Source organism: Albidovulum sediminicola (assembly GCF_025751575.1).
GTDB lineage: Bacteria > Pseudomonadota > Alphaproteobacteria > Rhodobacterales > Rhodobacteraceae > Albidovulum > Albidovulum sediminicola.
In genome coordinates this window covers 140191-148490 of the sequence record NZ_JAOWLA010000011.1, presented here as the reverse complement: position 1 = coordinate 148490, position 8300 = coordinate 140191, and the positions used below count along the sequence as shown (strand labels likewise).

At 68.0% G+C, this 8300-nt stretch carries 10 protein-coding genes; 4 read left to right on the top strand and 6 right to left on the bottom strand.

From position 1 onward, the window contains the following. From OE647_RS13030 to OE647_RS13020, 3 genes are all read left to right on the top strand, one after another. On the top strand, positions 1 to 170 hold a 170-nt coding region (locus OE647_RS13030; RefSeq protein WP_263722179.1), incomplete at its 5' end, for a chorismate mutase. A 48-nt stretch (positions 171 to 218) separates the two neighbouring features. Beyond that, on the top strand, positions 219 to 1109 hold the full coding sequence (folD, locus tag OE647_RS13025) for a bifunctional methylenetetrahydrofolate dehydrogenase/methenyltetrahydrofolate cyclohydrolase FolD (protein WP_263722172.1): 891 nt from the start codon (positions 219 to 221) through the stop codon (positions 1107 to 1109). Between the two features lie 173 nt (positions 1110 to 1282). Beyond that, positions 1283 to 1570: a DUF1330 domain-containing protein gene (locus tag OE647_RS13020; protein WP_263722171.1), complete on the top strand. Its 288-nt coding sequence runs from the start codon at positions 1283 to 1285 to the stop codon at positions 1568 to 1570. Positions 1571 to 1586: 16 nt separating this feature from the next. Here OE647_RS13020 and rfbA read toward each other — a convergent pair whose 3' ends face one another. Together rfbA and rfbD are read right to left on the bottom strand one after the other, a co-directional pair. After that, positions 1587 to 2480, bottom strand: coding sequence for a glucose-1-phosphate thymidylyltransferase RfbA (gene rfbA / locus OE647_RS13015; protein ID WP_263722170.1), 894 nt, complete (start codon positions 2478 to 2480; stop codon positions 1587 to 1589). After that, on the bottom strand, positions 2477 to 3346 hold the full coding sequence (gene rfbD, locus OE647_RS13010) for a dTDP-4-dehydrorhamnose reductase (RefSeq protein ID WP_263722169.1): 870 nt from the start codon (positions 3344 to 3346) through the stop codon (positions 2477 to 2479). The genes rfbA and rfbD overlap by 4 nt, the downstream gene beginning before the upstream one ends. A 264-nt stretch (positions 3347 to 3610) precedes the next feature. On the opposite strand from rfbD, the gene OE647_RS13005 reads away from it, so the two are divergent. Continuing rightward, positions 3611 to 5140 carry a DegQ family serine endoprotease gene (locus tag OE647_RS13005; RefSeq protein WP_263722168.1) on the top strand — a complete coding sequence of 510 codons (1530 nt, stop codon included), beginning with the start codon at positions 3611 to 3613 and terminating at the stop codon, positions 5138 to 5140. Between the two features lie 36 nt (positions 5141 to 5176). Here OE647_RS13005 and rfbB read toward each other — a convergent pair whose 3' ends face one another. From rfbB to OE647_RS12985, 4 genes are all read right to left on the bottom strand, one after another. Then, positions 5177 to 6217: a dTDP-glucose 4,6-dehydratase gene (rfbB, locus tag OE647_RS13000; protein ID WP_263722167.1), complete on the bottom strand. Its 1041-nt coding sequence runs from the start codon at positions 6215 to 6217 to the stop codon at positions 5177 to 5179. Continuing rightward, a complete protein-coding gene (gene rfbC, locus OE647_RS12995) occupies positions 6214 to 6783 on the bottom strand; it encodes a dTDP-4-dehydrorhamnose 3,5-epimerase (protein ID WP_263722166.1) in 570 nt (189 codons plus the stop codon). Before rfbC ends, rfbB begins: the two co-directional genes overlap by 4 nt. Before the next feature lie 69 nt (positions 6784 to 6852). Then, positions 6853 to 7296, bottom strand: a complete 444-nt coding sequence (locus OE647_RS12990) for a DMT family transporter (RefSeq protein WP_263722165.1) — start codon at positions 7294 to 7296, stop codon at positions 6853 to 6855. A 4-nt stretch (positions 7297 to 7300) separates the two neighbouring features. Next, positions 7301 to 8287: a 2-hydroxyacid dehydrogenase gene (locus OE647_RS12985; RefSeq protein WP_263722164.1), complete on the bottom strand. Its 987-nt coding sequence runs from the start codon at positions 8285 to 8287 to the stop codon at positions 7301 to 7303. Between the last annotated feature and the right edge of the window lie 13 nt (positions 8288 to 8300).

Sequence of the window (8300 nt, the reverse complement as noted above, 5' to 3'; positions counted from 1 at the left end):
CGGCCAACGGCCTTCCGGCCCGGATCGAGGACCGGGTCGAGGAGGTGGTGGCCAAGGTAAGGGCGCGGGCAGAGGCCGATGGCCTGGACCCGGCGCTGGTCGAGGACCTCTGGCGGCGTCTGATCGAATGGTCGATCGCGCGGGAGGAACGCCGGCTGGGCCGGGGCTAGGGCGGGTCCCGAGCCGGGCAGGGCCGCGCAGGAGAGGGATGTGAGGACATGACGGCGCAGATTATCGACGGCAAGGCCTTTGCGGCCAAGGTTCGCGGCCAGGTGGCCGATCACGTGGCGCGTCTGAAGGACGAGCACGGGATCACGCCGGGGCTTGCGGTCGTGCTGGTGGGCGAGGACCCGGCGAGCCAGGTCTATGTCCGCTCGAAGGGCAAGCAGACGGTCGAGGTGGGGATGAACTCCTACGAGCACAAGCTCGACGCCTCCACGTCGGAGGCCGACCTGCTCGCGCTCATCGACCAGCTCAACAACGACCCGGCGGTGCATGGGATCCTGGTGCAGCTGCCGCTGCCGAAACATCTGGATTCGGACCTGGTGATCAACGCGATCGACCCGGCGAAGGATGTGGACGGGTTCCACATCTCGAACGTCGGGCTTCTGGGGACGGGGCAGAAGAGCATGGTGCCCTGCACGCCCTTGGGCTGCCTGATGATGCTGCGCGACCATCACGGCAAGCTGGCGGGCCTGGACGCGGTCGTGGTGGGCCGGTCGAACATCGTCGGCAAGCCGATGGCGCAGCTTCTCCTGGGCGACAGCTGCACGGTGACGATCGCGCACAGCCGCACGAAGGACCTGGGCGAGGTCTGCCGCCGCGCCGACATCCTGGTGGCCGCGGTGGGCCGGCCGGAGATGATCCCGGGCGACTGGGTCAAGCCGGGCGCGACCGTGATCGACGTGGGCATCAACCGGATCGAGCGCGACGGCAAGACCGTGCTCGTCGGAGACGTGGACTACGACAGCGCGGCCAAGGTCGCCGGCGCCATCACCCCCGTCCCCGGCGGCGTCGGACCCATGACCATCGCCTGCCTCCTCGCAAACACCCTCACAGCCTGCTGCCGCGCAAACCAACTCACCGAACCAGAAGGCCTCACTGCCTGAGAGAGGTGTGATCCCTGTACGCAAATGAACCCCGGCCGTGGCCGGGGTTTTCCTTTTCCCGGGGCCGTCTTTTCCAGAAATGCAATCGACCAACTGACGCGCGGTAAAAAGGGTTACCGGGGCACAGCAAGCTGTGTCACCCTGATGCCCGGGCTCGCAGGAGGGATCGGGATATGGCGAAGGGATATTGGATCGGGCATATCACGGTCAAAGACCCGGATGCTTATGAGCGCTACAAGTCCGCGAATGCCACCGCCTTCGAAAAATTCGGCGGCCGTTTCATCGTCCGGGGCGGGCGCTTCCAATGCCTGGTGGGGCAGTCGCGCGAACGCCATGTGGTGATCGAATTTGACAGCTATGAGGCGGCGCTGGCCTGTTACAACTCACCGGAGTATCGCGCGGCGCAAGAACTGCAGACGGCTTCCAGCGAAAACGACATCATCGTTATCGAGGGGGCATGACGGCGCGCGCGGTTGTTCAGCCTGCCTCTGCCTCATCGGCGACGCGCGCGAGATACCTGCCGTACTGGGTCTTGAGATAGGGCCGGGCAAGGCCCTTGAGCGTATCCGCGTCGATCCAGCCGTTGAGGAAGGCGATCTCCTCGGGGCAGCCGACCTTCAGGTTCTGCCGCGCCTCGATGGTGCGGATGAATTCCGCCGCCTCCAGCAGGCTCTCGTGGGTGCCGGTGTCGAGCCAGGCGTAGCCGCGCCCCATGCGCTCAACGCTCAGGAGCCCCTCGGCGCGGTAGAGGTTCAAGAGATCGGTGATCTCCAGCTCTCCGCGCGCTGACGGCCGGATGGCGCGGGCCCGTTCGGGGGCGCTCCCATCGAGGAAATAGATCCCGGTGACCGCATAGTCGCTTTTGGGGTGCTCGGGCTTTTCGACGATCGACAGGACGCGGCCCTCGCGGTCGAACTCCACCACGCCGTAGCGTTCCGGGTCGGCGACGCGGTAGCCGAAGACGCTGCCGCCCTGCGCCTGCCGGTCGGCGGACTTGAGTTTTTCCGACAGGCCCGGCCCGAAGAAGACATTGTCCCCCAGCACCATGGCCGAGGGCGCGCCGGCCAGGAAATCCTCGGCCAGAAGATAGGCCTGGGCCAAGCCGTCGGGCGAGGGCTGCTCGATGAACTCGAACCGCATCCCCCAGGCCGACCCGTCGCCCAGGAGCGTCCGGAACTGCGGCAGGTCGCGGGGGGTCGAGATGATCGCGACCTCGCGGATGTGGCACAGCATGAGCGCCGAGAGCGGGTAGTAGATCATCGGCTTGTCGTAGAGCGGCAGCATCTGCTTCGACACCGAATGCGTGATCGGATAAAGCCGCGTGCCCGATCCGCCCGCCAGAATGATGCCCTTGCGGCCCGTCGCGGTCATTGTGCAGCCTCCAGTTCGTTCAGGACCTCGGCAAGGCCCGCGCGCCAGTCGGGCTGGGCGATGCCGTGGGTTTCGAGAATGCGCGCGCAGTCGAGCGCCGAGTTGGCCGGGCGGCGCGCGGGCGTGGGATAGGCGCTGGTCGGGATCCGGGTGACGCGCGGCTTGCGGGGCAGGGAGGAAGCGTCGAAGATCGCCTCGGCGAAACCGGCCCAGCTGACGGTCGGCGCCCCGGCGTAATGGAAGATGCCGCCGGGCTTTCCCGTCACGAGCCCCTCGGCCAGCGTCAGGAGCGTCGCCGCGATGTCGGCGGCGGGCGTGGGGCCGCCTCGCTGGTCATCGACGACGGAAAGCGCGTCACGCTCCGCCCCCAGGCGCAGCATGGTCTTCACGAAGTTCTTGCCATGCGCGGAGAAGACCCAGGCCGTGCGCAGGATCACATGTGCGCCGCCCGCGGCCGCAACCTGGCGTTCGCCGTCCAGCTTGGTGCGGCCGTAGACGCCAAGCGGCGCGGTCGGGTCGGTTTCCCGCCAGGGGCGGTCGCCCGTGCCGTCGAAGACATAGTCGGTCGAGACATGCAGGAAGGGCAACCCGCGCGCCGCGGCGGCGCGGGCCATCGCGCCGGGCGCATCGGCGTTGACGGCGGCGGCCAGTGCGGGCTCCGCCTCGGCCTGGTCGACGGCGGTGTAGGCGGCGGCGTTGACCACGGCCTCCGCCCCGGTCTCGGAAACCGCCGCCGTGCAGGCCGCAGCATCGCGCAGATCCACGTCCCCGCGCCCGAGGATTTCGAGCCGGTGTCCCGCCGCCGCGCCCGCGCGCACGAGTTCGCGGGCCACCTGCCCTGTTTCACCGAAGACCAGAAATCGCATGCCTGCCTCGTTCCTTCCTGTCTGACTTCTGGCATGCGCGGGGGGCTTCGGAAAGGGAATTCTCCCCGCCCGCTCGCAGGTGAACACGAACCGTCACGCATGCGCGAGGTTTCCGACACATCGTTCCCATTCGCGAAATGAAGGACGATGTAAGGGGCGGATGGCGCCCGGTCGCGCCCCGCGAGACCGCGACCGGCAACACCAATCCACCGGAGCCCCGGTGTGGGACACCCGCTTGTCCGTCCGTCTCGCAGGAAAGAGAAGATGATCGGAAAAACCGTTTCCAAAGCAGGCCGCAAAACCATGTTCGCTGGCCTTTCGACGCTTGCCGTGATCGTGGCGCTTGGCGCGCCGCTCGCGCCCTTGCCCTTCGCTGCCGGGCCGGCTGCTGCAGGCATTGGTGACCCGCTCGTGTCCTATGCCGATATCGTCGCCGCAGACAAACCCGCCGTCGTAACCGTCACCACCGAGATGGTCCGCCCCGCCGCCGGGCGCGACCAGAGTGGCCCCCAGGGCACTCCGCCGGAAGAATTCTTCCGCCGCTTCTTCGGTGAGAATGGCCCCTTCCCGGGTCTTCCCGGCATGCCCGGTGGCCGTGAGGGCCAAGCGCCTGAAGACGCGCCGCATGGCCGGGCGCTGGGGTCGGGCTTCATCGTTTCGACCGACGGCTATGTCGTCACCAACAACCATGTGGTCGAGGGCGCGACGAAGATCACGGTTTCCCTCGATGACGGGCGGGAGCTGCCCGCGACCCTGGTCGGGACCGACGCGAAAAGCGACATCGCCGTCCTGAAGGTCGCGGCGGAGGACAGCCTGCCCACGGTCCGCTGGGGCGACAGCGACGCGCTCAGGACCGGGGACCCGGTGCTGGCCATCGGTGACCCCTTCGGGATCGGGACCACGGTCACGGCGGGCATCGTCTCCGCCCGCGGGCGCGACCTGCATTCGGGGCCCTATGACGACTTCATCCAGGTCGATGCGGCCATCAACCACGGCAACTCCGGCGGCCCGCTGGTCGATGCCAGGGGCGAGGTGGTGGGGATCAACACCGCGATCTATTCGCCCAACGGCGGTAACGTCGGCGTGGGCTTCGCGATCCCCGCAGCCCATGCCCAGCAGGTCGTCGCCAAGATCATCGAACATGGGACGATCGAGCACGGCTTCATCGGCGTGACGATCCAGCCCGTCGATGACCAGATCGCGGGGGCCATCGGGCTCGACCGCGCCGCTGGCGCGCTGGTCGCCTCGGTCCAGCCGAGTTCTCCGGCCGAGGCGGCCGGGGTGCAGGTGGGCGATGTGGTGCTGAAGGTCAATGGCGCCGATGTCGCGACGCCCAAGGACCTGTCGCGGGCCATCGCCGATCTGGCGCCGGGTGATCAAGCCGCGCTCGTGGTCCTGCGCGGCGGGGAGGAGACCGACCTCGACATCAACGTCGGCCGGATGGAGGGCGAAGAGGCCGCCGCCGCGTCGCAGGATGCCGGGCCCGGTGTCGCGGTGGCCGATCTGGGCCTTTCGGTCCAGACGCTAAGCGCCGCCGATGGCCAGGCGCTTGGCCTGCCCGACGGCACACAGGGGGCGATCGTCGCCCGCGTCGAGCCGGGCAGCGAGGCTGCGGACAAGGGCCTTCGTGAGGGCGACGTGATCCTGTCGGTGAACCAGGCCCCGGTCGCCACGGCCGAGGACGTGGCCGCCGCCATCGAAAAGGCCAAGGACAAGCATCGCGAAGCCGCGCTGCTGCTTGTCGCGCGCGGGCAGGACCGGTCCTTCGTGGCCATCCCCTTCCACGTCGGGTAAGTCGCAAAAGGGGCGCGCGGCCTGCCGTCGCGCCCCTTACGCCTTGGTGCCGAGCCTTTGGCCCACGCCCTCGCGCCCCTGGAGCGCGCGCCACCAGTCCTCGTGATCCAGGAACCACTCCACAGTCTTCTCCAGCCCCTCCTCCAGCGTGACGGAGGGGCGCCAGCCCAGTTCTTCGCGGATGCGCGACGGGTCGATGGCGTAGCGTTTGTCATGCCCGGGGCGGTCGGTGACGAAGCTGATCTGTTCACGGTAGGGCCGGTTCCCGGGGCGCTTTTCGTCCAGGATGGCGCAGATCCGCTCGACGATGTGCAGGTTCGTCGCCTCGTTCTCTCCGCCGATGTTGTAGCTGCGCCCGACCTTGCCCTTCGCGACGACAAGCAGAAGCGCGTCCGCGTGGTCCTCGACATAAAGCCAGTCGCGCACGTTGTCGCCCGCGCCATAGACCGGGATCGGCGCACCGGCGAGCGCCTTGAGGATCACGACAGGGATCAGCTTTTCGGGGAAGTGATAGGGCCCGTAGTTGTTCGAACAGTTGGTCAGGACGACGGGCAGGCCGTAGGTCTCGTGCCAGGCCCCGACCAGGTGGTCCGACGCCGCCTTGGAGGCGGAATAGGGCGAACGGGGGTCGTAGGGCGTCTCCTCGGTGAACTGCCCCTGGGGGCCGAGCGAGCCGAAGACCTCGTCGGTGGAGATATGGTGGAAACGGAACCCCTCGGGCCGGCCCGCCTCGGTCCAGTAGGCGCGGGCGGCCTCAAGCATCGTGTAGGTGCCGGTGATATTGGTCTCGATGAAGGCGGCGGGGCCGTCGATCGAGCGGTCGACATGGCTTTCGGCCGCCAGGTGCATGATCGCGTCGGGGCGGTGGCGGGCGAGGATCGCGTCCACCCGCGCGCGGTCGCAGATGTCGGCCTGTTCGAAAGCATAGGCCGGGCTGTCCGATACCTCCGCCACATTCGAAAGGCTGCCCGCGTAGGTCAGCTTGTCGAGGTTCACGACCGCATGGCCCGCGCGGATCGCGTGGCGCACGACGGCAGAGCCGATGAAGCCCGCCCCTCCGGTCACCAGGATCTTCATGCGCCGCCCTCAAGCTGGAAGGGTGAGCGGAACGCGGCGAAGGACTGGGCGCCCCGGTCCTTCTCCGACAGGATTGCCGAGGCCGGATCGACGCCCCAGTCGATGCCGATCGCGGGATCGTCGAAGCGGACGGCGCCGTCGCAGTCGGGCGCGTAGTAGTCAGAGCATTTATAAAGCACTTCGCAGTCGGCCTCGCGGGTGACGAAGCCATGCAGGAAGCCTGCGGGGATCAGAAGCTGGCGGCCGTTCTCGGCGGAGAGGTCCACGCCCACCCATTTGCCATAGGTCGCGGAGCCCAGGCGGATGTCCACCGCCACATCGAAGATGCAGCCACGGCCGCAGCGCACGAGCTTGGCCTGCGCATGCGGCGGCGATTGGTAGTGCAGGCCGCGCACCGTGCCCGCATCGCGCGAATAGGAATGGTTGTCCTGCACGAATGGAGTTGCGATCCCGGCCTCGGCCAGAGCGCGGGCATTCCAGACCTCGGAAAACCAGCCGCGGGCATCGCCGAAGCGGCGCGGGGTCAGGATCAGGACACCTTCCAGTTCTGTTGGCTCTATCTGCATCTTGGCCCTCGGGATCGGTTCCGTTTCATGCCTCTTAGGGCCTGGAGCCCGGTTGCGAAAGGCTGTTGGTCAGCTTCTCGACAGCAGGAGCCCCGCCGCGACAAGCGTGACGGCCGCGATGCGTTTCAGCGTGATGGGCTGCTCCGTCAGGCCGAAGGCGCCGAAGTGATCGATCAGCAGCGCCGCGCCAAGCTGGCCGAGGATCAGGGCCGCCAGCGCCGTCACGACCCCGAGCGCAGAGGTCGAGGCCGCCATCGCCCAGACGTAGAAGGCCCCCAGACTCCCGCCCAGCAGCTGCCAGGCGGGCACGCCGCCCACACGACTGAAGCCGCCGCCGCCCCAGACCAGCGTCAGCGCGGTGAGGCAGGCGAAGCCCACCCCGAAGGACACCGCCGCGGCCCCCAGCGGGCTTTGCAGCGTCTTGCCCAATGCGGCGTTGACCGGGGCCTGAACGGCAATCGCCATGCCGCCGCAGACGACCAGGAGGACCGGCAGCCAGGCGCCCTGGGTCATGGGATCACAGCATCCCCGGCACGACGAGATCGGGCGGGCGGTGCCCGTCCGCGAAGGTCTTCATGTTGATGATGACCTTTTCCCCCATCTCCGCCCGGCCCTCGACGGTGGCCGAACCCATGTGGGGCAGGAGCACGACATTGGGAAGCTCGCGCAGGCGCGGGTTGATCTCGGTCCCGTGCTCATAGACATCGAGCCCGGCGCCCGCGATCTCATGCGCGCGCAGCATGCGCGTCAGGGCGTTTTCGTCGATGACCTCCCCGCGCGAGGTGTTGACGATGACGCCGGTCGGTTTCATCAGCTTCAGCCGCCGGGCATTCATCAGGTGGAAGGTCGCGGGCGTGTGCGGGCAGTTGATGGAGATGACATCCATCCGGCTGACCATCTGGTCGAGGCTTTCCCAATAGGTCGCCTCCAGCTCCTCCTCCAGCTCGGGGCGGACGCGGCGGCGGTTGTGGTAGTGGATCTGCATCCCGAAGGCATGGGCGCGGCGGGCCACGGCGGTGCCGATGCGACCCATCCCCAGAATGCCCAGCCTGCGCCCGCCGACACGCCCGCCCAGGAAGGCGGTGGGCGCCCAGCCTTTCCATTCGCCCGATTGCATCACCGCAAGCCCCTCGGGGATACGGCGCGTCACCGCCAGGATCAGCGCCATGGTCATGTCGGCGGTATCGTCGGTCACGACGCCCGGCGTGTTGGAGACGAGAATCCCGCGCTGGCGGGCCGAGGCCACGTCGATATGGTCGATCCCCGCACCGTAGTTGGCGATGAGCTTCAGCTTCTCCCCCGCGCCGGCCAGGAGGTTGGCGTCGATGTGATCGGTCACACAGGGAACCAGTACGTCGGCCCGCTGCATCGCGGCGGCGAGCTCATCGCGGGTCATCTTCGTGTCGGGGTCGCGCAGTTCGACGTCGAAGAGCTCCTTCATCCGCGTTTCAACCGCCTCGGGCAGGCGTCGCGTGACGACAACACTCAGACGTTGTGACGGCATGGGGGCTTCTCCT

Bases quoted from the DNA above. Each gene is read 5' to 3' on its own strand.
- folD (WP_263722172.1), top strand. From the start codon at position 219: ATGACGGCGCAGATTATCGACGGCAAGGCCTTTGCGGCCAAGGTTCGC.
- OE647_RS13020 (WP_263722171.1), top strand. From the start codon at position 1,283: ATGGCGAAGGGATATTGGATCGGGCATATCACGGTCAAAGACCCGGAT.
- rfbA (WP_263722170.1), bottom strand. From the start codon at position 2,480: ATGACCGCGACGGGCCGCAAGGGCATCATTCTGGCGGGCGGATCGGGC.
- rfbD (WP_263722169.1), bottom strand. From the start codon at position 3,346: ATGCGATTTCTGGTCTTCGGTGAAACAGGGCAGGTGGCCCGCGAACTC.
- OE647_RS13005 (WP_263722168.1), top strand. From the start codon at position 3,611: ATGATCGGAAAAACCGTTTCCAAAGCAGGCCGCAAAACCATGTTCGCT.
- rfbB (WP_263722167.1), bottom strand. From the start codon at position 6,217: ATGAAGATCCTGGTGACCGGAGGGGCGGGCTTCATCGGCTCTGCCGTC.
- rfbC (WP_263722166.1), bottom strand. From the start codon at position 6,783: ATGCAGATAGAGCCAACAGAACTGGAAGGTGTCCTGATCCTGACCCCG.
- OE647_RS12990 (WP_263722165.1), bottom strand. From the start codon at position 7,296: ATGACCCAGGGCGCCTGGCTGCCGGTCCTCCTGGTCGTCTGCGGCGGC.
- OE647_RS12985 (WP_263722164.1), bottom strand. From the start codon at position 8,287: ATGCCGTCACAACGTCTGAGTGTTGTCGTCACGCGACGCCTGCCCGAG.